This is a genomic window from Streptococcus downii, from assembly GCF_004353325.1.
In the GTDB taxonomy this organism is placed as follows: Bacteria; Bacillota; Bacilli; order Lactobacillales; family Streptococcaceae; genus Streptococcus; species Streptococcus downii.
Genome location: NZ_MZNX01000006.1, coordinates 5,235 through 26,708, shown reverse-complemented (window position 1 = coordinate 26,708; position 21,474 = coordinate 5,235). Strand labels below are relative to the sequence as shown.

At 40.2% G+C, this 21,474-nt stretch carries 20 protein-coding genes; 18 read left to right on the top strand and 2 right to left on the bottom strand.

Going from position 1 to position 21,474, the window contains the following annotated elements; translation table 11 throughout:
- The first annotated feature begins 272 nt into the window (after positions 1-272).
- From E2R31_RS01915 to E2R31_RS01835, 17 genes are all read left to right on the top strand, one after another.
- Positions 273-836 carry a GNAT family N-acetyltransferase gene (locus tag E2R31_RS01915; RefSeq protein ID WP_132972567.1) on the top strand — a complete coding sequence of 188 codons (564 nt, stop codon included), beginning with the start codon at positions 273-275 and terminating at the stop codon, positions 834-836.
- 232 nt (positions 837-1,068) lie between these two features.
- Complete coding sequence (locus tag E2R31_RS01910; RefSeq protein WP_084948554.1) at positions 1,069-2,001, top strand: hypothetical protein; 933 nt, start codon at positions 1,069-1,071, stop codon at positions 1,999-2,001.
- The gene (locus E2R31_RS01905) at positions 1,994-4,642 is read left to right on the top strand and encodes a valine--tRNA ligase (protein ID WP_132972565.1); all 2,649 of its coding nucleotides are present in this window, start codon (positions 1,994-1,996) and stop codon (positions 4,640-4,642) included. Before E2R31_RS01910 ends, E2R31_RS01905 begins: the two co-directional genes overlap by 8 nt.
- Positions 4,643-4,686: 44 nt before the next feature.
- The gene (locus E2R31_RS01900; protein ID WP_132972563.1) at positions 4,687-6,426 is read left to right on the top strand and encodes an ATP-dependent nuclease; all 1,740 of its coding nucleotides are present in this window, start codon (positions 4,687-4,689) and stop codon (positions 6,424-6,426) included.
- A gap of 2 nt (positions 6,427-6,428) precedes the next feature.
- Positions 6,429-7,274: a DNA adenine methylase gene (locus E2R31_RS01895; RefSeq protein WP_132972561.1), complete on the top strand. Its 846-nt coding sequence runs from the start codon at positions 6,429-6,431 to the stop codon at positions 7,272-7,274.
- Positions 7,275-7,360: 86 nt separating this feature from the next.
- The gene (locus E2R31_RS01890) at positions 7,361-8,581 is read left to right on the top strand and encodes a DNA cytosine methyltransferase (protein WP_132972559.1); all 1,221 of its coding nucleotides are present in this window, start codon (positions 7,361-7,363) and stop codon (positions 8,579-8,581) included.
- 70 nt (positions 8,582-8,651) lie between these two features.
- Positions 8,652-10,229, top strand: coding sequence for a hypothetical protein (locus E2R31_RS09815; protein WP_165941777.1), 1,578 nt, complete (start codon positions 8,652-8,654; stop codon positions 10,227-10,229).
- Between the two features lie 131 nt (positions 10,230-10,360).
- Entirely contained in the window at positions 10,361-10,951 is a 591-nt protein-coding gene (gene rpoE / locus E2R31_RS01880) for a DNA-directed RNA polymerase subunit delta (protein ID WP_165941776.1), read from the top strand.
- Positions 10,952-11,266: 315 nt separating this feature from the next.
- A complete protein-coding gene (locus E2R31_RS01875) occupies positions 11,267-12,874 on the top strand; it encodes a CTP synthase (RefSeq protein ID WP_132972555.1) in 1,608 nt (535 codons plus the stop codon).
- A gap of 175 nt (positions 12,875-13,049) precedes the next feature.
- A complete protein-coding gene (locus E2R31_RS01870; RefSeq protein WP_084925594.1) occupies positions 13,050-13,349 on the top strand; it encodes a DUF4651 domain-containing protein in 300 nt (99 codons plus the stop codon).
- Entirely contained in the window at positions 13,346-13,663 is a 318-nt protein-coding gene (locus E2R31_RS01865; RefSeq protein WP_084948560.1) for a thioredoxin family protein, read from the top strand. The genes E2R31_RS01870 and E2R31_RS01865 overlap by 4 nt, the downstream gene beginning before the upstream one ends.
- 15 nt (positions 13,664-13,678) lie before the next feature.
- Positions 13,679-14,305 carry a YtpR family tRNA-binding protein gene (ytpR, locus tag E2R31_RS01860; protein ID WP_132972553.1) on the top strand — a complete coding sequence of 209 codons (627 nt, stop codon included), beginning with the start codon at positions 13,679-13,681 and terminating at the stop codon, positions 14,303-14,305.
- Between the two features lie 39 nt (positions 14,306-14,344).
- Positions 14,345-15,106, top strand: a complete 762-nt coding sequence (locus tag E2R31_RS01855) for an SDR family NAD(P)-dependent oxidoreductase (RefSeq protein ID WP_132972551.1) — start codon at positions 14,345-14,347, stop codon at positions 15,104-15,106.
- Positions 15,107-15,183: 77 nt separating this feature from the next.
- Complete coding sequence (locus E2R31_RS01850) at positions 15,184-15,579, top strand: single-stranded DNA-binding protein (RefSeq protein WP_132972549.1); 396 nt, start codon at positions 15,184-15,186, stop codon at positions 15,577-15,579.
- A gap of 156 nt (positions 15,580-15,735) precedes the next feature.
- Complete coding sequence (groES, locus tag E2R31_RS01845; RefSeq protein ID WP_000917324.1) at positions 15,736-16,020, top strand: co-chaperone GroES; 285 nt, start codon at positions 15,736-15,738, stop codon at positions 16,018-16,020.
- 15 nt (positions 16,021-16,035) lie between these two features.
- Positions 16,036-17,658: a chaperonin GroEL gene (groL, locus tag E2R31_RS01840; protein ID WP_000031555.1), complete on the top strand. Its 1,623-nt coding sequence runs from the start codon at positions 16,036-16,038 to the stop codon at positions 17,656-17,658.
- A gap of 112 nt (positions 17,659-17,770) precedes the next feature.
- Positions 17,771-18,538 (top strand): epoxyqueuosine reductase QueH, encoded by a 768-nt coding sequence (locus tag E2R31_RS01835; RefSeq protein ID WP_000567566.1) that lies wholly within the window; start codon positions 17,771-17,773, stop codon positions 18,536-18,538.
- Positions 18,539-18,607: 69 nt separating this feature from the next.
- On the opposite strand, the gene ntdP is transcribed toward E2R31_RS01835, so the two are convergent.
- Together ntdP and recX are read right to left on the bottom strand one after the other, a co-directional pair.
- Complete coding sequence (gene ntdP / locus E2R31_RS01830) at positions 18,608-19,141, bottom strand: nucleoside tri-diphosphate phosphatase (RefSeq protein WP_000775318.1); 534 nt, start codon at positions 19,139-19,141, stop codon at positions 18,608-18,610.
- 88 nt (positions 19,142-19,229) lie between these two features.
- On the bottom strand, positions 19,230-20,006 hold the full coding sequence (recX, locus tag E2R31_RS01825; RefSeq protein ID WP_000705112.1) for a recombination regulator RecX: 777 nt from the start codon (positions 20,004-20,006) through the stop codon (positions 19,230-19,232).
- A 37-nt stretch (positions 20,007-20,043) separates the two neighbouring features.
- Here recX and rlmD point away from each other — a divergent pair, with 37 nt between their 5' ends.
- Positions 20,044-21,426, top strand: a complete 1,383-nt coding sequence (rlmD, locus tag E2R31_RS01820) for a 23S rRNA (uracil(1939)-C(5))-methyltransferase RlmD (protein ID WP_132972547.1) — start codon at positions 20,044-20,046, stop codon at positions 21,424-21,426.
- Positions 21,427-21,474 lie beyond the last annotated feature (48 nt).

Here is a 21,474-nt window from a genome sequence, read left to right as displayed (position 1 = left end):
CCTTGCATTTCCGTCAAAAACTTGCTACAATAAAGCCATCAGAGGTGTTTTGAGTCCCGCATTTTACAGAAAGTGGCGGTGCTGAGAAGTCCACAAATGTGTCAAAACTGGTTGCTGATGGATGAAAATGAAATAAAAGTGTCTTTGTATATCCTTCAAAGACAAGAGTTGCGGGCATCTCTGCCCGAAATTGGGTGGTACCGCGGATAACACATTCGTCCCTGTCATGGATATGGCAGGGACGATTTTTTTGTAGGAAGCGAGGTAGAAGGATGACAAGAGCAGAGTTACCAGAACGTTTAGAAACCGAACGGCTAGTCTTACGAGTCCGTACCGTGGCTGATGTTGTGGATATCTTTGACTATGCCAGTAGGCCAGAAGTTTCCTATCCAGCAGGCTTTCCGCCCGTCAAGACCTTGGAAGATGAGATTTATTATCTGGAGCACATTCTGCCCGAGCGCAATGAAAAGGACAATCTCCCAGCAGGCTATGGAATTGTGGTCAAAGGGACTGATACCATCATCGGGTCTGTTGATTTCAACCATCGACATGAAGACGATGTACTGGAAATTGGTTATACCTTGCACCCGAACTATTGGGGCCGTGGTTATGTGCCAGAAGCTGCGCGTGCCTTGATTGAGCTAGGTTTTAAGGATTTGGGGCTCCACAAGGTAGAATTGTCTTGTTTTGGTTATAATGTCCAAAGTCAACGAGTCGCTGAGAAACTTGGCTTTACCTTAGAAGCTCGCATAAGAGACCGCAAAGATGCCCAAGGCAATCGTTGTGATGATTTGAGATACGGCTTGCTGAGGAGTGAGTGGGAAGAGCAAATGTAAAACAAACTTGTAAGAGTATTTTACAAGTTGAACTGTTCGGAAAAATCGAACAGTTGAGGTTTATGAGCATTTGGAAGCGAGGTAAGAAAAATTGGATATAAGTCAGATAATTACTCTGCTGAGCGGCGCAGGTATTGGTGCGATCTTGAGTGCAATTTTGGTATTTGTGAATAACAACAAGAGGAATCGGCTTGATTATATTACCAAAGAGCGGTCTGAGTGGAGGAATTCCATGAAAGCAATCATAGTTGATTTATTAGATGGAAGAAATCGACATTCTGCGATTAGTAAATTAAGAACTCAATTAAATCCTTATGGACATAGAATGACTTTTAAGTATTCAAAAGAATATTATTTGAGGGATGCCCATATCTGGTACTTAATTGATGATTTTGATTATTCGGAAAAGCAGATACACAAACTTGTTGAGTATTTAGAGTTATCTATAAAATATAATTGGGAACATAGTAAAAAAGAAATCAGCTATAGACCTCTTAATTTAATTTACAATTTTATTAAATATATTGTAGTTATTTTACTTTTTGCGTCTTTATTTTCATATACGATTAAGATGGGGAAAGATTGGCAATCTTTAATTATGTTTTTTGATTTACTGTCAATCGCTCTTTTATTCATACAAAATTGGATAATTGATTCTTGGAATTATAGCTCTGTTACTTCGACGAAAAAGCAGGTTTCATGGATTATTATCTCATATGTAATTCCATATGCATATTTTTTAGGTAAGTTGCTATATTTTTTTGCTAATCAAAATTTTATATCTTTGAGTGAGCTTATTTTTATTTTCGTGATTGTTATCTTTTTAATCGTTATTTTAAGTTTCATTTTTGTTCCCCAGCACGATAGCATAGAAGAATGGTACATTGCAAAAATTAAATTAGTCGAATTTGGACAATTAAAAGATATACAAATGTCAAACCAATTATATGACGAAATTTCTTATTTTGAAAGCAAAATAGAAAGACTTAAAAGTAGTATAAGTGAGAAAGAGTTTAAAAAATTACATGAGAGGAAACAAAGAGTTAAAAAAGAATTTATTAAAAAAAGAATAGAAACCGATATACGATATACTGAAAAAAACAAGGAACATAAATTAAAATTACTTGAATCAATCACATCAAAAAAGGAGAACACACATGTCTAAAGAACTTTCACCTAAATACAATCCAGCCGAGGTTGAGGCTGGTCGTTACCAAAAATGGCTTGATGCCGATGTTTTCAAGCCTTCTGGCGATAAAAAGGCTAAGCCTTATTCTATCGTCATTCCACCACCAAACGTAACTGGTAAACTCCACCTTGGTCACGCTTGGGACACGACTTTACAGGATATTATCATCCGTCAAAAACGCATGCAAGGCTTTGATACGCTTTGGCTTCCAGGGATGGACCACGCGGGGATTGCGACCCAAGCTAAGGTTGAGGAGCGCTTGCGTGGTGAGGGCATTAGTCGTTACGACCTCGGTCGTGAAAAATTCCTCGACAAGGTTTGGGAATGGAAAGACGAGTATGCCACTACCATCAAGGAACAATGGGGCAAGATGGGACTCTCTGTAGACTACTCTCGTGAGCGTTTCACCCTTGACGAAGGTTTGTCAAAAGCCGTTCGCAAGGTCTTTGTGGACCTTTACAAAAAAGGCTGGATCTACCGTGGTGAGTTTATCATCAACTGGGACCCAGCAGCTCGCACAGCCCTTTCTGATATTGAGGTGATTCACAAGGATGTCGAAGGTGCCTTCTACCACATGAACTACATGCTGGAAGACGGTTCACGCGCCCTTGAAGTAGCGACCACTCGTCCTGAGACCATGTTTGGGGACGTTGCCGTTGCGGTCAATCCAGAAGACCCACGCTACAAGGACTTGATCGGTAAAAATGTTATCCTTCCAATCGCTAATAAATTGATTCCAATCGTTGGAGATGAGCACGCAGATCCTGAATTTGGTACTGGTGTCGTGAAAATCACACCTGCCCACGATCCAAACGACTTCTTAGTTGGTCAACGCCACAACTTGCCACAAGTCAATGTCATGAACGACGACGGAACTATGAACGACTTGGCCTTTGAATTCGCAGGTATGGATCGCTTTGAAGCTCGTAAGGCAGTTGTTGCCAAGTTGGAAGAAATTGGTGCTCTTGTTAAAATCGAAAAACGTGTCCACAGTGTTGGTCATTCAGAGCGTACAGGTGTTGTAGTTGAGCCACGCTTGTCTACGCAATGGTTCGTTAAGATGGACCAATTGGCGAAGAATGCCATTGCCAACCAAGACACAGACGACAAGGTAGAATTCTACCCACCTCGTTTCAATGATACCTTCCTCCAATGGATGGAAAATGTCCATGACTGGGTAATCTCTCGTCAGCTCTGGTGGGGTCACCAAATCCCTGCTTGGTACAATGCTGAGGGTGAAATATACGTTGGTGAAGAAGCTCCAGAAGGCGACGGATGGACTCAGGATGAGGACGTATTGGATACGTGGTTCAGTTCTGCCCTTTGGCCATTCTCTACCATGGGCTGGCCGGATGTCGACTCAGAAGACTTCAAACGTTACTTCCCGACTTCAACCTTGGTAACAGGTTACGACATCATCTTCTTCTGGGTGTCTCGTATGATCTTCCAATCCTTGGAATTCACTGGTCGTCAGCCATTTCAAAACGTCCTGATTCACGGTCTCATTCGTGACGAGCAAGGACGTAAGATGTCTAAATCTCTCGGTAACGGGATTGACCCGATGGATGTTATCGAGAAATATGGTGCCGATGCCCTTCGTTGGTTCCTTTCAAACGGTTCTGCACCTGGTCAAGACGTGCGCTTCTCTTACGAGAAAATGGATGCTTCATGGAACTTCATTAACAAGATCTGGAACATCTCTCGCTACATCCTCATGAACAATGAAGGTTTGACACTTGAGCAAGCAACGGCCAATGTGGAAAAAGTTGCCAACAAGGAAGCTGGAAATGTTACTGACCGCTGGATTCTCCACAATCTCAATGAAACGATCGGCAAAGTCACTGAAAACTTTGATAAGTTTGAATTTGGTGTGGCTGGCCACATCCTCTATAACTTTATCTGGGACGAGTTTGCGGACTGGTATGTTGAGTTGACCAAGGAAGTCCTTTATAGCGACAACGAAGAAGAGAAAGTTATCACACGTTCTGTTCTCCTTTACACTTTGGACAAGATTCTTCGACTCCTTCACCCAATCATGCCATTCGTGACAGAGGAAATCTTTGGACAAATCTCAGAAGGCTCTATCGTCACAGCTGCTTACCCTACTGTTAACCCAGCATTTGAAGACTTTGCGGCTCACACTGGTGTCGAAAGCCTCAAAGACTTGATCCGTGCTGTTCGGAATGCGCGTGCGGAAGTAAACGTAGCACCAAGCAAGCCAATCACCATCCTTGTTAAGACAAGCGATAGCAACTTGGAAGCCTTCTTTAACAGCAATGTCAACTACATCAAACGCTTCACAAATCCAGAGCACTTGGAAATCGCATCAACTATCCCTGCACCTGAACTCGCCATGTCAAGCGTCATCACAGGAGCAGAAATCTACTTGCCACTGGCAGACCTTCTCAATATCGAAGAAGAACTCGCTCGTCTCAACAAGGAACTGGCTAAATGGCAAAAAGAACTGGATATGGTCGGTAAGAAACTCTCTAACGAACGCTTCGTAGCCAATGCCAAACCAGAAGTCGTCCAAAAAGAACGCGACAAACAAGCCGACTACCAAGCGAAATATGATGCGACCGTCGCACGTATTGATGAGATGAAGAAGTTGATCTAGGGCATCGTAATTGACATTAGTTAGGGTATATAGGAAAATAAGATATGATAAAAATTTCTCAAATAAAAATTAGTAATTTTAGATCATTTACTAATGAAGAAAATATTATTAAGGAACTTGATGTTTTAAATATTTTTGCGGGTCGCAATAATGTTGGAAAAACAAATGTTTTAAGAGCTATTAATTTGTTTTTTAACCCAAAATCTTACAATCCAAGTATTGATAGAAATGCTATTAAGGAAATTACTAAAGGGGCAAGTAAAGATCCTGTTATTACAGTAGACTTTATTGATGATGAATTAGAAATTGGTATAGAAAGTAAGTATCAGATTTATTGTAATCTAAATAAAGAAGAGGCTGAAATCTACAAGACTAATTCAAAACATGCAAAATTAAACTCGAGTAGCAAAATAAAAAAATATCTAAATGCTAAATTTAAATGTGTGTATCTAAGTACAACAGACCAAGACTTGTCTAGTCAGGCATTTTCTTTGCTAAATGATATGGTACTAGAGTATTTTAAGAAAAAACATAAAAAAATTAAACAAACTGTAGAAGAGTTTGAAAGACAATATGATTTGTTATTGGGGACTTTTAAAGAACATATTAATGATATCGAATCGGATTTAGATAATGAGTTTGAATTATTTAGAGAAAATCATATTGAAATAAAGCCAAAGTTAGTAATTGATGATAAAGCAAAGATTACGGAATTTTTATTGAAGAATATTTCTTTGAAGCTAGATGATGATTATGCTCAAATTATTGATGCTAAAGGAGCAGGGGTACAACGGACATCTGTTATTTTATTAACATTCTTTTTATTAAACGAGATTTTTCAAAAACATAATAAAATAATTTTATTAGATGAACCTGAAGCTTTTTTATATCCACTTTTGACAACGGGTTTAAAAGATTCAATTTTAGAACTAGTGAATAATGAAAATAATAAATCTCAGTTATTCATAACTACTCACTCAAGAGAATTTTTAAAGGAAGTGAATAATCCTATCTTTAGATTTTATAACATTAGTCAGAGTAAAAGAGAACAATCTTATCAACGAAGTAAGAATGAATTTGATATTGTGAAAAATTCTGTAGTTAGTAAGTTCACTAATGAGATAAAAAATCAAGTGTTAAAAAATTATGGTTTATTAGATGAAGTCGATGATCATAGCGAAATTATAATATGTGAAGGGAAGACAGATAAAAATTATATTGAATATATATTAGATTCGAAACCTTACAGACCGCAAATAAGATATGAGAAGTATCAGAATGATGAAGCTGATTTAAGTTTTGATTTTATTGCAAAAGGAACAGAGTCAGTCTTACCAATCTTGTTATATCTGGATAAAGTAAGTCAGGTTCATAGAAAAATTTTTATTTTACTAGATGGTGATGAAGCGGGCAAAAAGGCGAAAAAAAAGATAAATAAAGATAAAGGGAAATTTAAAAATTTTGAAATAGAAGTTTATATTCTTGACAACAATAAAGAAATTGAAGATATGGTATTTGATGAAAGTCTTCTGATTGAAACATTAAAAAAAACTTCCAGAGATTTTCTTGAAAGAGAGCAAGAATTTGTTCAGTTTTTATCTAGTAAACGTGAAAAGGGAAATTTGATAGATTTAACTAAAGAATTTATCTCCTATCACAATATACATTATCCAGAAGGGGAAATGAAAAGTGAACTGTCTCAAAATATAGATCGAAACAGAATGAATAAAGAGTGGCTTTTAGAAAAAGTTAATTCATTTTTCTATTCTGATGAGGTGTTTTAATAATGGAAAAAGTCCGTTTAAAACCAATTTTAAAATGGGCAGGAGGCAAAAGACAGTTACTAGATATAATTAGAGAACATTTACCTACTGATATTACTGTCTATGTTGAGCCTTTTCTGGGCGGCGGTGCTGTTCTATTTGACTTACAGCCTCAGCGTGCAATTATCAATGATTACAATTCAGAATTAATGAATGTTTATAAAGTTGTAAAAGAAGATCCTCAAGCTCTCATTGATTCTCTTCATAATCACAAAATTAATAATTCGCAAGACTATTTTTACAATATTCGAGAATTAGATAGATTGGAATCTTTTAGTAACTTAACGGCTGTCGAAAGAGCTTCTCGAATCATTTACCTAAACAAGACATGCTATAATGGTCTATTTAGAGTGAATCAACTGGGTCAATTCAATACCCCATATGGCAGACATAAGAATCCGCAAATAATAAATGAGGAAATGATTAGTGATATTTCTTATTACTTTAATACAGCTAATTTGAAAATGATGACAGGAGATTACAAGTTAGCATTAAAGTATTTAAGGAAAGGGAGTTTTGTGTATTTTGACCCTCCTTATTTACCGCTCAATTCCTCGTCATTCACTGGATACACAGAACTAGGATTTCCGATCGAAAAACAAAGAGAGTTAAGAGATATTTGTATTAAGCTTCATAAAAGAGGAATTAGATTTTTAGTATCTAACTCATTTACTGATGAAATTTTGGATTTATATAGTGATGATAGTATATTTAAAATAAAAAAAATTAATGTCCCTAGAAAAATTAATAGAAATGGATCTTGCCGAGTTCCAGCGAGCGAATTAATTATTTATAATTACGACATATAATTGCCAGTTTATCATTTAAATATATCGTTTCACAAGATATGTCTTTAATATGACAAAAGATAAATTTTTAGAAAGCAGGTTACTACATGACAAATTCTGTAAGTTCGAACCGACCTGAGAAGTACAACATTGCTGCTTTCTTCTCAGGTGTTGGGGGAATTGAGTTGGGATTTGAACAGACCAACGAGTTCAGAGTGGTGTATGCCAATGAATTTGATAAGTATGCGCGTCAAACTTATCAGTTAAACCATCCAGATACCTATTTGGATGGTAGTGATATTCACGATGTTCAGCCAGAGGATATCCCAGCTGAGCGCGTGGATGTGATTATGGGAGGTTTCCCTTGTCAGGCCTTTAGTATTGCGGGCTATCGCAAGGGCTTTGATGATGATCGTGGCGATCTTTTCTTCGAATTGCTACGCATGATTGAGGGATGCAAACCTCGGGCTATTTTTATCGAAAATGTCAAGAACATGGTCGGTCATGACCATGGCAATACCTTCAAGGTTATTCGTGAAGCCTTAACCGAAAACAACTACTTCATCAAGTGGAAGGTTCTCAACGGGAAAGACTACGGAAATATCCCTCAAAATCGTGAACGGATCTACATTGTTGGTTTTGATACCAAGGAAGCTTATGACTTGTTTGAATTCCCAGAGGAAATCAAGCTGACTACGAGTCTTCAGAATGTGATTAACTTTGGTGATAAGCTAGACGAGGTCTACTACTACCGTGAAGGCAAGCAAAATTTCTACGACCAGTTGAAATTTGAAGTTACCAGTCAAGATACGGTCTACCAGTGGCGCCGTCAGTATGTCCGTGAAAATAAAAATGGCGTCGTACCTACCCTAACAGCAAATATGGGAACAGGTGGACACAACGTTCCATTGATTTTGACAGACAGCGGTGAGATTCGTAAGCTGACACCGAAAGAAACTTTTAACGTTCAGGGATACCCTAAATCCTTTAAAATCCCAGAAGGGGTTTCTAACGGTCAGCTATACAAGCAGGCTGGAAACAGTGTGGTTGTTCCTGTTATTAAACGCATCGCGGAGAATGTTGCCAAGGCCTTAAATGAAAGCCAAGGTCAATCTCAACTTGACCGCTCAGGAAAATTCGCCATTATCTATACCAAGATGAACGGGCAGTTTGAAGGGCAATCCTATGTCAAGGATTTTGTGGATAGCTATGATCAGGCTCTTGAAAAAATCAAGGCTTATGATGATGGTTTAGCTGTTCTGTCAGATGAAGAGTATTTGAGACTTGTCAAAAAACAAGGCAAACTCGAATTTTACAGTATTAATTAACGAATATATAAGAGGATTAGTGAAAAACTAATCTTCTTTTGATATACTGAAAATAGAAAAGAGGGCGCTTATGTGGGAACATCTAAAGTCTGAACAAAAAGACAAATACAAAACCTTAATTACCAACTTCGCTAGTTTGAGCCAAGCTTTCTCTCAAAAGGCAGAATCTGAAGATGAGGGACAAACAGAGAATTATGTGGCTCCGATTGTTAACTCCAAATTTCAGGAGACTGTTTTCCAGAAGGCTTTTAATGCCGTAGGGGAAGATATCGCCAATACTTCCTATGATGCTTCTGTTGTTGTAGATGAAAATCATAAATACCTAGTGGGGATCAAGTCTTTTGGGATTAATTCGGGAGACCAAAAAATTGCCCAGTTTAAGAAGGATTCTCAATCTTGGACGGACTTGTTGGGTGATATCAAGTTTTATGCAGATATTGCTGCTGATAAAGAAACAGCAGACAAGGAAAACTACCAACGCTATGAAGAGTTGGCGCGAAAGATTGCGACTTTGAGAAATCAGAGAATTGAGTCCTCTAAGGCACAAATCAAGGGTTTTAGCTCGGATTCGGTCAATGTTGAAGCTGTTTATCATGTTTTGATGCCAACACCAAAAGGAGAAAATCCTAGGATTTTTGTCGGCGAAACTTCATATTTACCAGTCGATATTGATAATCTGGTTATTGAAGGCTCTACCACCAAAAACAATCCAACTAACTTTCGTTTTACAGATGGACAACACCACTACAAGTATACAGCAGCTGACAGCCAGCTTCACATGACTTTTAACAATAAAGATATTGTGGTAGACACTTGGGACGTCCATTACATCGAAGATCCTTTTTCTCTTTTTGAAAATCTTCATTTACTGACAGCTGAAAAGGAACAATCCGATATCTTAGAAACGGTGTCTTGGGTAATCACAGACAAACATGGAAATGTAGAAGAAAACTCTGGTTTCAACGCCTTTAACGGTGGTTCAAAATTAGCCAAAAAAGACCGTTTGCCACGGATTTTAAAGATTCAGGATAAATTTAAGGACAGTTTAGCTCCAGAAGAACTAGCTTTTGTGACCTTCTCTCTGGAAGAAATACTCTTGAAGAAATGGACCAGCAAGGAAGAAAAAGTTCAGATGAAGGCTATTCGTGAGGACTTAATTAACTTTGTTCACAATACTAGCAATGAAAAACTCATTAAAGAAATCGAACAACTCGTCTATCGGCCAGTTAGTGAAGTTTACATTCCTCTGCCTGACTCGAAAAACTTTCACGATGAAAGACCAGATTTCTTTGGTCCAGGTTTCGGGACCTTTGAACCTGGCACTAAAAAACTAGCTCTATCCAAAGAAGAAAGAACCTTTAAATTACGATTTTTGCCTTCTGGAGATGTCATCAATGCCTATATCAACCAAGAAGCTGGTAAGGCAATCCAGTCAACTGATAAGCAAGAAATCCTTGGGAATTGGATTTTGCGTGGTGTTTTCCAGTTGAAGGAACGAGAAGTCTTGACAGGTCAACGACTCAATGAACTAGAAATCAACGGTATTCGATTGACCAAGTTTAAAAATGGTGAAATTGGTATTGAATTCATCTGGATTGATACAGAAAACCCACCAAGCGATGCTATCGGCTGGGTATCAAAGAAATAAAAAGTCCTGCCACTTTCTCCCATTTAACCTTTGACTATTCCGCAAAATTATCGTACAATAAAGAGTACATGATAAAATGAGGTCAGAGTCTGTTCGCTCTGGCGATAGTAGTAAAAATGAGGAGAAACGCTTTGGAATTAGAAGTATTTGCTGGGCAAGAAAAAAGTGAACTATCTATGATTGAGGTAGCGCGTGCTATCTTGGAAATTCGTGGTCGCGATCATGAGATGCATTTTAGCGATCTTGTAAACGAAATTCAAAACTACCTTGGAACATCAAACAGCGATATCCGCGAAGCCTTGCCTTTGTTCTACACGGAGTTGAACTTTGACGGTAGCTTCATCTCACTTGGGGACAACAAATGGGGTCTTCGTTCATGGTATGGTGTGGACGAAATCGACGAAGAAATCATCGCTCTTGAAGAAAGTGACGACGATGAAGTGGCACCAAAAGCTAAGAAAAAACGTGTCAATGCCTTTATGGATGGTGATTCAGATGCCATTGACTACAATGCGGATGATCCAGAAGACGAAGATGCATACGAAGCAGATCCAGCTCTTTCATACGATGATGAAAATCCAGATGATGAGAAAAATGAAGTGGAAGCTTACGATGCAGAAATCAATGAAATCGCCCCTGATGACTTGGGTGAAGACGTGGATCTCAACGAAGAAGACGATGAGTTTTCTGACGATGACGCTGAAACGAGTGAAGAAGAGTAAAAGACTTCACAAAGGAGATCGCCTGATCTCCTTTTTTGTTCCTTGAGCAGGTCATCCGTTGGGATGCGGATCTTTAATTTGTTTTCTGAAAACAATCTCCTTTTTTCATCTTTTACCAATTCGGGTTGACAAATGTTCTGCTTTAAGGTATTATATTGTTCGGGCACCTCTTTTAGAGGTCGGGGCTCCCTAGTTACTAGGGAGCTATTTTTGTTTTTCAGGAAGTTTTCTTGAAAAGTCGTTATTCATAAGGGTCTTGTTTTCGATTTCCCCTCGTAGTTAACAAGACCTTGAGCATTTTAGAAAGAGGAATCTATGTCTACGAAATATATTTTTGTAACTGGTGGTGTGGTGTCGTCTATTGGGAAAGGGATTGTCGCAGCAAGTCTAGGCCGTCTCTTGAAAAATCGTGGTCTAAAAGTAACTATTCAGAAGTTTGACCCTTATATCAATATCGATCCGGGAACCATGAGCCCTTACCAGCACGGAGAAGTCTTTGTGACAGATGATGGGGCTGAGACCGATTTGGACTTGGGTCACTATGAACGTTTCATCGATATCAATCTTAACAAATATTCCAACGTGACAACTGGGAAAATTTACAGTGAAGTTCTTCGCAAGGAACGCCGTGGTGAGTACCTTGGGGCAACTGTTCAGGTCATTCCTCATATCACAGATGCTTTGAAAGAAAAAATCAAGCGTGCTGCTGTAACGACCGACTCTGATGTCATTATCACAGAGGTTGGTGGAACCGTTGGAGATATCGAGTCCTTGCCATTTCTAGAGGCCCTTCGTCAGATGAAGGCAGATGTGGGGGCAGATAATGTCATGTACATCCATACAACCTTGCTTCCTTATCTCAAGGCTGCTGGTGAGATGAAGACCAAGCCAACTCAACATTCTGTAAAAGAATTGCGTGGTTTGGGAATCCAGCCAAATATGTTGGTCATTCGTACGGAGAAACCAGCTGGTCAGGGCATTAAAAATAAACTAGCTCAGTTTTGTGACGTAGCTCCAGAAGCCGTTATCGAGTCTTTGGATGTCGAACACCTTTACCAAATTCCATTGAATTTGCAGGCGCAAGGCATGGACCAAATTGTTTGTGACCATTTGAAATTAGACGCACCAGCAGCGGATATGACAGAATGGTCAGCTATGGTGGACAAGGTCATGAACCTGAAAAAACAAGTTAAAATTTCCCTTGTCGGTAAGTATGTGGAGTTGCAAGATGCCTACATCTCAGTGGTTGAAGCCTTGAAACACTCTGGTTATGCCAACGACGCAGAAGTTAAAATCAATTGGGTCAATGCCAATGATGTGACAGCAGAGAATGTGGCAGAGCTTTTGTCTGATGCGGACGGAATCATTGTGCCAGGAGGTTTTGGCCAACGTGGTACGGAAGGAAAAATTCAAGCCATCCGTTATGCGCGTGAGAATGATGTTCCAATGTTGGGTGTCTGCTTGGGAATGCAGTTGACTTGTATCGAGTTTGCTCGTCACGTTTTAGGTCTTGAAGGTGCCAATTCTGCAGAACTTGCACCAGATACAAAATACCCTATCATTGATATCATGCGTGATCAGATTGATGTGGAGGATATGGGGGGGACCCTTCGTTTGGGACTTTATCCATCTAAGTTAAAACGTGGTTCTAAGGCAGCAGCTGCTTACCATAATCAAGAAGTGGTGCAACGCCGTCACCGTCACCGTTATGAGTTTAACAACGCCTTTCGTGAACAGTTTGAAGCAGCAGGCTTTGTCTTTTCAGGAGTTTCTCCAGACAATCGTTTGGTAGAAATTGTGGAGATTCCTGAGAATAAATTTTTTGTGGCTTGTCAGTATCACCCTGAACTTTCCAGCCGTCCAAACCGTCCAGAAGAACTCTACACCGCCTTTGTTACAGCAGCAGTTGAAAATAGTAACTAGTTATCTTCTAATCTCTGAGAGCAATCTCAGAGGTTTTTAAATCCATTCAGGAAATTCTTGTTAACTCAGGCGCTTGGCGATAAGAATCCGAAGTTTTCTTTTCTCACTGAGGGAAGTGATTTTCCTTGCTCGTATACGGCTTCCCTATTTGTCCTAGAGCCCTTTTTGTGTTACAATGAATGGTATGAAAGCTAAGAAATTATGGATGACTGGCTTGACTGTGGCTGGTCTAAGTGCCCTCGCTTTGGGTGCCAAAAAAGCAGCAGATAACCACAAACTGATGAAGACGCAAGAAGAGTTGACCGCTATCGTGCGCGAACTTTTCTCAGATATGGGTGAGATTGCGACTATCTATGTTCAAGTCTACGAAAGTAGCCTAGAGCGACTCGTCGGAGGAGTCGTTTTCGAGGATGGTCGTCACTATACCTTTGTCTATGAAAATGAAGACCTGGTCTATGAGGAGGAAGCCTTATGATTACTCCCGATAGTATAGAAGAACTAGCAGGTTTTGTCGAGCAAGATGGCAAGAAGGTCTTCCTTTTTGTGGCGGACTGGTGTGGCGATTGTCGTTATATCTATCCATCCTTGCCAGAGATTGAGGAGACCAATCCAGAGTTCACCTTTATTCGAGTGGACCGAGACCAGTATCTGGATCTGGCTAAACTCTGGGATGTGTACGGCATTCCTAGTCTTGTTGTTTTAGAAAAGGACAAGGAAATCGGCCGATTTGTCAATCGCGACCGTAAAAGTAAGGAAGAAATTAACGACTTTTTAGCAGGACTGAAATAGGAGAAAAAGGAAAGAATGATTTTTACATATAACAAAGAACATGTCGGCGATGTCCTTATGGTCATCGTGAAAAATAGCGGCGATGCCAAACTGGACGTGGAGCGCAAAGGCAAGGTTGCCCGTGTTTTCCTCAAAGAAAATGGAGAAACAGTGGCTTGGAATATTTTCGAAGTTTCAAGTTTATTTGAAATTGTAGAGCGCGGTCAAGTCTTTTTGACAGATGAGCAAGTCGCTCGTTTGAACCAAGAATTGCAGGCGGAAGGCTTTACAGAAGAAATTGTTAATGATAAGGAACCAAAGTTTGTTGTCGGTGAGATTGTCGAGATGGTAACTCACCCAGATAGTGACCACCTTAACATCTGCCAAGTTGCAGTCGCAAGTGATAAGACAGTGCAAATCGTTGCAGGGGCTCCTAATGCGCGTGTCGGTCTGAAAACCATTGTCGCTCTTCCTGGAGCTATGATGCCAAAAGGCAATCTCATTTTCCCAGGCGAACTTCGTGGTGAAAAGAGTTTTGGCATGATGTGCAGTCCTCGTGAATTGCATTTGCCAAATGCTCCACAAAAACGTGGGGTTATTGAATTATCAGAAGACCAAGTTATTGGAACTCCATTTGACCCAGCCAAACACTGGACTGCCTAGGAAATTGTCAGTGTTTGATAGACCAGATAGGGGGATAAGATGGCGAAAAATGTAGTGATTACAGGAACGACCTCAGGAATCGGTGAAGCGATTGCGCGTGCTTATCTGGAGCAGGGAGAGAATGTCGTTCTAACAGGGCGACGGACAGACAGACTAGAGGCCTTCAAGTCAGAGTTTGCAGAAACTTTTCCAAATCAAACAGTTTGGACCTTTCCACTGGATGTCACGGATATGACCATGGTCAAGACTGTCTGCTCCGATATTTTGGAAACGATAGGGCAGATTGATATCTTGGTCAATAATGCGGGACTAGCTCTTGGCTTGGCTCCCTATCAAGACTATGAAGAGTTGGATATGCTGACCATGTTAGATACCAATGTCAAGGGGTTGATGGCAGTCACTCGCTGTTTCTTGCCAGCAATGGTAAAAGCCAATCAGGGACATATTATCAATATGGGATCGACCGCAGGAATCTATGCCTATGCGGGTGCAGCTGTTTACTCAGCCACCAAGGCAGCAGTTAAGACTTTTTCAGATGGCCTGCGAATTGATACCATCGCAACGGATATCAAGGTGACCACCATTCAGCCAGGGATTGTCGAAACAGATTTCTCTACAGTTCGTTTTCACGGTGATAAAGAGCGGGCTGCGACCGTCTATCAGGGAATAGAAGCCCTGCAAGCACAAGATATCGCAGATACGGTTGTCTATGTGACCAGTCAGCCTCGCCGTGTGCAGATTACAGATATGACTATTATGGCCAATCAACAGGCTACAGGTTTCATGGTTCATAAAAAATAAAAAATTTCTTCGAAAAGTTACAAATTTTTGTAACTTTTTTTGATTCCTTACGAATAGATAAGTAGGAGGAAGAAAATATGTATAATAAAGTTATTCTTATTGGACGTTTAACGTCTACACCAGAATTGCACAAAACAAACAACGACAAGTCAGTGGCGCGAGCAACTATCGCTGTGAACCGTCGTTACAAAGACCAAAACGGGGAACGTGGAGCTGATTTTGTCAATCTTGTTCTTTGGGGGAAATTGGCTGAAACCTTGGCAAGCTACGCAACTAAAGGTAGTCTTATCTCTGTGGATGGAGAACTTCGTACCCGTCGCTTTGAGAAAAAGGGCCAGATGAACTATGTGACTGAAGTCCTTGCCACAGGATTCCAACTTTTGGAAAGCCGCGCCCAACGGGCTATGCGTGAAAATAACGCAGGACAGGATTTGGCAGATTTGGTCTTGGAAGAGGAAGAATTGCCATTTTAAACATTGAAAAGTCTGACTTGGTCTCAGGCTTTTTTATATTGCCAAAGTCAGACTTTTTTCTTGACTATTTCTGACCAAGTGATACAATAGAACTATGAATTAGCACTCAGATATAAAGAGTGCTAATAATATGTATTTCATCATGGAGGAAAACAGATGTTGAAACCATTAGGAGACCGTGTGGTCTTGAAAATCGAAGAAAAAGAACAAACTGTTGGAGGCTTTGTCCTTGCGGGCTCAGCCCAAGAAAAAACAAAAACAGCCCAAGTTGTAGCTACTGGACAAGGGGTTCGTACCTTGAACGGTGACTTGGTTGCTCCAAGCGTTAAGGCTGGAGACCGTGTCTTAGTTGAAGCCCACGCAGGTCTTGATGTCAAAGATGGCGATGAAAAATACATCATTGTAGGCGAAGCCAATATCTTGGCAATTGTGGAAGAATAGAAGGAGAAAGTAAGTATGTCAAAAGAAATTAAATTTTCATCTGATGCTCGTTCAGCTATGGTCCGTGGTGTCGATATCCTTGCAGATACTGTTAAAGTAACCTTGGGACCAAAAGGTCGTAACGTTGTGTTGGAAAAATCATTTGGCTCACCACTCATCACCAATGACGGTGTGACCATTGCCAAAGAAATCGAGTTGGAAGACCATTTTGAAAATATGGGTGCCAAGTTGGTATCAGAAGTCGCTTCAAAGACCAATGATATCGCAGGTGACGGAACGACAACTGCAACAGTCTTGACTCAAGCTATCGTCCGCGAAGGAATCAAAAACGTTACTGCGGGTGCCAACCCAATCGGTATTCGTCGGGGGATTGAAGCTGCAGTTGCCGCAGCTGTAGAAGCCTTGAAAAACAATGCCATTCCAGTTGCTAATAAAGAAGCCATCGCTCAGGTTGCTGCCGTATCTTCTCGTTCTGAGAAAGTCGGTGAATACATTTCTGAAGCTATGGAAAAAGTTGGTAAAGACGGTGTCATCACTATCGAAGAGTCACGTGGTATGGAAACAGAGCTTGAAGTCGTGGAAGGAATGCAGTTTGACCGCGGTTACCTATCACAGTACATGGTGACAGATAGTGAAAAGATGGTGGCCGACCTTGAAAATCCATACATTTTGATTACTGATAAGAAGATTTCAAATATCCAAGAAATCTTGCCACTTCTAGAAAGCATTCTCCAAAGCAATCGTCCACTCTTGATTATTGCAGATGATGTAGATGGCGAAGCTCTTCCAACCCTTGTATTGAACAAGATTCGTGGTACTTTCAATGTTGTTGCTGTCAAAGCTCCTGGCTTTGGTGATCGTCGTAAGGCTATGTTAGAAGATATCGCTATCTTGACAGGCGGAACAGTCATCACAGAAGATCTTGGTCTTGAGTTGAAAGACGCTACTATTGAAGCGCTAGGTCAAGCAGCGAGAGTAACTGTGGACAAAGATAGCACTGTTATTGTAGAAGGTGCTGGAAATCCTGAAGCTATTTCTCACCGTGTTGCAGTTATCAAGTCTCAAATTGAAACTACAACTTCTGAATTTGACCGTGAAAAATTGCAAGAACGCTTGGCAAAATTGTCGGGTGGTGTCGCAGTCATCAAGGTCGGAGCTGCAACTGAAACTGAGTTGAAAGAAATGAAACTTCGCATTGAAGATGCCCTCAACGCTACTCGTGCAGCTGTTGAAGAAGGCATCGTTGCAGGTGGTGGAACTGCACTTGCTAATGTCATTCCAGCCGTAGCTGATTTGGAATTGACAGGAGATGAAGCAACAGGACGCAATATTGTTCTCCGTGCCTTGGAAGAACCTGTTCGTCAAATCGCCCACAATGCAGGATTCGAAGGTTCTATCGTTATTGATCGTTTGAAAAATGCGGAAGTTGGCACAGGTTTCAACGCAGCAACTGGCGAGTGGGTCAACATGATTGAAGAGGGAATCATCGACCCAGTTAAAGTGAGCCGTTCAGCTCTTCAAAACGCTGCATCTGTAGCCAGCTTGATTTTGACAACAGAAGCAGTCGTAGCTAATAAACCAGAACCAGCAGCCCCAGCTCCAGCAATGGATCCAAGCATGATGGGCGGCATGATGTAAAAACTATAAAAGGAGGGATGCGTATTCCCTCCTTTTACGGTTTTCTCTTCTAAAATTGATTTGAGCTCTCCTAACTTATATGATAAAATAAGACTAGAAGAAGGAGAAGAACATGATTGATGTAGAAGAAATTCTGAGCAAGATGAACCCTAATCAGAAGATTAATTATGACCGTGTTATGCAGAAAATGGTTCAGGTTTGGGAGAAAAATGAGCAACGTCCCACCATTCTCATGCATGTTTGCTGTGCTCCTTGTAGTACCTATACCCTAGAATACCTGACCAAGTACGCGGATGTGACTATCTATTTTGCCAATTCCAATATCCATCCCAAGGCAGAATACCACAAGCGAGCTTACGTCACCAAGAAATTTGTCAGTGATTTCAATGAGCGAACAGGAAATACGGTTCAGTACCTAGAAGCGCCTTACGAACCAAATGAATACCGGAAGTTAGTCAGAGGACTGGAAGAAGAGCCTGAAGGTGGCGACCGTTGCAAGGTTTGTTTTGACTATCGTCTGGATAAAACAGCACAGGTAGCTATGGACTTGGGCTTTGACTACTTTGGTTCAGCTTTGACCATCAGTCCCCATAAGAATTCTCAAACCATCAACAGCATCGGAATCGATGTGCAAAAGATTTACACAACCCACTATCTTCCAAGTGATTTCAAGAAAAATCAAGGCTATAAACGTTCAGTGGAGATGTGCGAGGAGTATGATATCTATCGTCAATGTTATTGTGGATGCGTCTATGCAGCTCAAGCCCAGAATATTGATCTTGTTCAGATTAAGAAGGATGCCACGGCTTTCTTGTTGGATAAGGATGTTGAAAAAGACTATTCTCATATCAAGTTTACTGTCACTAAATTAGATATATAGCAATTAACCCAGCTTCCAGGCTGGGTTTTTCAAATAAAAAACCAGGGCTCTCACCCCAGTTTGACAACTTTACCGATTCTTTAGTTCTATGTAGCGTTTGTACCAAATGTTGACATAGGCCTCTGAGAAAGGACCGCGTCCATTGTTGATCCAATCAACAAGGATTTTAACATGCTCTTTCAAAATATAGTCTAAATCATCCGAATACTTCATTTTGCGTTTATGGCGTTCATATTCTTCAACGTCCAAGAGACGCTTTTCACCATCAGTGAAAACCTTGACATCCAAATCATAATCAATGTATTTCAGGGCTTCCTCATCTAGATAGTAGGGGCTGGCCATATTGCAATAGTAGGAAATCCCATTATCGCGAATCATGGCAATGATATTAAACCAATATTTTTTGTGAAAGTAAACAATAGCCGGTTCTCGAGTCACCCAACGACGACCGTCACTTTCGGTAACAAGTGTGTGGTCGTTGACGCCGATAATAGCGTTCTCTGTTGTTTTTAGTACCATGGTGTCCCGCCAAGTACGGTGGAGACTCCCATCATGCTTATAACTTTGAATTGTAATAAAGTCGCCTTCTTTTGGAAGTTTCATAACTAACCAACTTTCTACAATTTATAAGTTTATCGCTTACTATTATATCATAAATTGGTCTAATTTTTTTGAATTTTACCTGAAAATGTTAAAGATATTCTCTGAGAGCGCTTGCTATATCCGAAAAATCATAGCCTTTTCTAGCTAAAACTTGGGTCAAACGTTGCTTTAGTTCGTAACCTTCATATTTGCGAGCGTATTTAGTATATTGTTTGTCTAACTCTTTGAAAATGAGTTCTTGAGTCGTTTCTTGGTCGACTTGACTATCCAAATCATCAAAGGCTTTTTTAGCATCAGAATATGAGAAACCTTTGTTCGTCAAATTTTGAATAATCTTATCCTGCAAGGCACGAGCGGGAAGCTTTCCCGTGTATTTTTTAAGCAGTTTCTCTGCAACACGTTGAGCAACCTCTGAAAAATCAAAATCCATTAAAACATCTTCAATAGTTGATTTGGCAATCCCTTTTTGAGACAGTTTTTGAATTAGCACATAAGGTCCCTTATCTCCAGAAAGTTGATTTGCATTGATGACAGAGTAGGCATACTGACGATCATTAATCCAGTTATCTTCTTTAAGGTTAGCGATAACTTGACTAGTGATTTTTTCATCAAGTTCATACTTTTTCAGATACTCACGAACTTCCTTTTCGGTTCGAGCTTTAAATGATAGATGGTAGAGTGCGAGATTCTTACCATAAGAAAACTGGGCAAAGGCCTGTATCTCGGTTAATTCTTCTTTGCTAACAACCTTATCTTTAGACAACATAAAACGGACAATGGTATCTTCCGTGATATAAGAGGTTTGTTGATTATCTAGCTCCATTAAGTAGAGGCGTTTTTTCTTTTCAAGTTTTGTGATTTTCATAGTTCTATTATACCGTAAAATGTGATAAGATAGGGGTATGAATCTGAAAGTCAAACAAAAAATACCTTTAAAAATCAAGCGGATGGGTATCAATGGTGAGGGAATCGGTTTCTACCAGAAAACCCTCGTTTTTGTGCCAGGTGCCCTCAAAGGAGAAGATATCTATTGTCAGATTACTTCTATTAAACGCAACTTTGTTGAAGCAAAATTACTAAAGGTTAATAAGAAGTCGAAATTTCGAGTCGTACCGGCTTGTACGATTTATAATGAATGTGGTGGATGCCAGATCATGCACCTTCACTATGATAAACAGTTAGAGTTCAAAACGAACTTGCTCCACCAAGCTCTGAAAAAATTTGCTCCTGCAGGATATGAAAGCTATGAAATCCGTCCAACTATCGGAATGCAGGAACCGAAGTACTACCGTGCTAAGTTGCAATTTCAAACTCGGAAATTTAACAATCAGGTCAAGGCAGGTTTGTATGCACAAAACTCTCATTATCTCGTAGAGTTAAAAGACTGCTTGGTACAAGATAAGGAAACCCAAGTGATTGCGAATCGCCTAGCTGAACTTCTTACTTACCATCAAATCCCCATCACCGATGAGAGAAAAACGCTAGGCGTTCGCACCATCATGGTACGTCGAGCAAGGAAGACGGGACAAGTCCAGATAATCATCGTCACAAATCGTCAGCTTAATTTAACCCAGCTAGTAAAAGACTTAGTTAAAGATTTTCCAGAAGTCGTCACAGTTGCAGTCAATACAAATACAGCGAAAACAAGTGAAATCTATGGTGAAAAGACGGAAATTATCTGGGGCCAAGAGAGTATTCAAGAAGGAGTACTCGACTATGAGTTTTCTCTCTCCCCTCGAGCTTTCTATCAGCTTAATCCTGAGCAGACAGAAATTCTCTATAGTGAAGTAGTTAAGGCTCTGGATGTCAGCAAAGAAGACCATCTAATCGATGCCTATTGCGGTGTTGGGACGATCGGATTTGCCTTCGCAAAGAAGGTCAAGAGTCTCAGAGGAATGGATATTATTCCAGAAGCCATTGAAGATGCCAAGCAAAATGCTAAAAAAATGGGATTTGACAATACCCATTACGAAGCGGGAACAGCTGAAGAGATTATTCCACGCTGGTATAAAGAAGGCTACCGAGCAGATGCCTTGATAGTTGACCCTCCTCGTACAGGCTTAGATGATAAGCTGTTGGAAACCATTCTGACCTATGTTCCAGACAAAATGGTCTATGTATCCTGCAATGTTTCGACCTTGGCGCGAGATTTGGTTAAACTAGTAAAAGTCTATGATCTCCAGTATATCCAGTCGGTCGATATGTTTCCCCACACTGCACGGACAGAAGCAGTGGTTAAGTTAGTGAAGAAAAGAAAAATCAACTTCACTGAAAAAAGTCCTTGACAAAGTAGGAAAAGTAGGTATAATAGAAAGAGTTGAAAAGCTCAAGGT

Bases quoted from the DNA above. Each gene is read 5' to 3' on its own strand.
- E2R31_RS01915 (WP_132972567.1), top strand. From the start codon at position 273: ATGACAAGAGCAGAGTTACCAGAACGTTTAGAAACCGAACGGCTAGTC.
- E2R31_RS01910 (WP_084948554.1), top strand. From the start codon at position 1,069: ATGAAAGCAATCATAGTTGATTTATTAGATGGAAGAAATCGACATTCT.
- E2R31_RS01905 (WP_132972565.1), top strand. From the start codon at position 1,994: ATGTCTAAAGAACTTTCACCTAAATACAATCCAGCCGAGGTTGAGGCT.
- E2R31_RS01900 (WP_132972563.1), top strand. From the start codon at position 4,687: ATGATAAAAATTTCTCAAATAAAAATTAGTAATTTTAGATCATTTACT.
- E2R31_RS01895 (WP_132972561.1), top strand. From the start codon at position 6,429: ATGGAAAAAGTCCGTTTAAAACCAATTTTAAAATGGGCAGGAGGCAAA.
- E2R31_RS01890 (WP_132972559.1), top strand. From the start codon at position 7,361: ATGACAAATTCTGTAAGTTCGAACCGACCTGAGAAGTACAACATTGCT.
- E2R31_RS09815 (WP_165941777.1), top strand. From the start codon at position 8,652: ATGTGGGAACATCTAAAGTCTGAACAAAAAGACAAATACAAAACCTTA.
- E2R31_RS01875 (WP_132972555.1), top strand. From the start codon at position 11,267: ATGTCTACGAAATATATTTTTGTAACTGGTGGTGTGGTGTCGTCTATT.
- E2R31_RS01870 (WP_084925594.1), top strand. From the start codon at position 13,050: ATGAATGGTATGAAAGCTAAGAAATTATGGATGACTGGCTTGACTGTG.
- E2R31_RS01865 (WP_084948560.1), top strand. From the start codon at position 13,346: ATGATTACTCCCGATAGTATAGAAGAACTAGCAGGTTTTGTCGAGCAA.
- ytpR (WP_132972553.1), top strand. From the start codon at position 13,679: ATGATTTTTACATATAACAAAGAACATGTCGGCGATGTCCTTATGGTC.
- E2R31_RS01855 (WP_132972551.1), top strand. From the start codon at position 14,345: ATGGCGAAAAATGTAGTGATTACAGGAACGACCTCAGGAATCGGTGAA.
- E2R31_RS01850 (WP_132972549.1), top strand. From the start codon at position 15,184: ATGTATAATAAAGTTATTCTTATTGGACGTTTAACGTCTACACCAGAA.
- groES (WP_000917324.1), top strand. From the start codon at position 15,736: ATGTTGAAACCATTAGGAGACCGTGTGGTCTTGAAAATCGAAGAAAAA.
- groL (WP_000031555.1), top strand. From the start codon at position 16,036: ATGTCAAAAGAAATTAAATTTTCATCTGATGCTCGTTCAGCTATGGTC.
- E2R31_RS01835 (WP_000567566.1), top strand. From the start codon at position 17,771: ATGATTGATGTAGAAGAAATTCTGAGCAAGATGAACCCTAATCAGAAG.
- ntdP (WP_000775318.1), bottom strand. From the start codon at position 19,141: ATGAAACTTCCAAAAGAAGGCGACTTTATTACAATTCAAAGTTATAAG.
- recX (WP_000705112.1), bottom strand. From the start codon at position 20,006: ATGAAAATCACAAAACTTGAAAAGAAAAAACGCCTCTACTTAATGGAG.
- rlmD (WP_132972547.1), top strand. From the start codon at position 20,044: ATGAATCTGAAAGTCAAACAAAAAATACCTTTAAAAATCAAGCGGATG.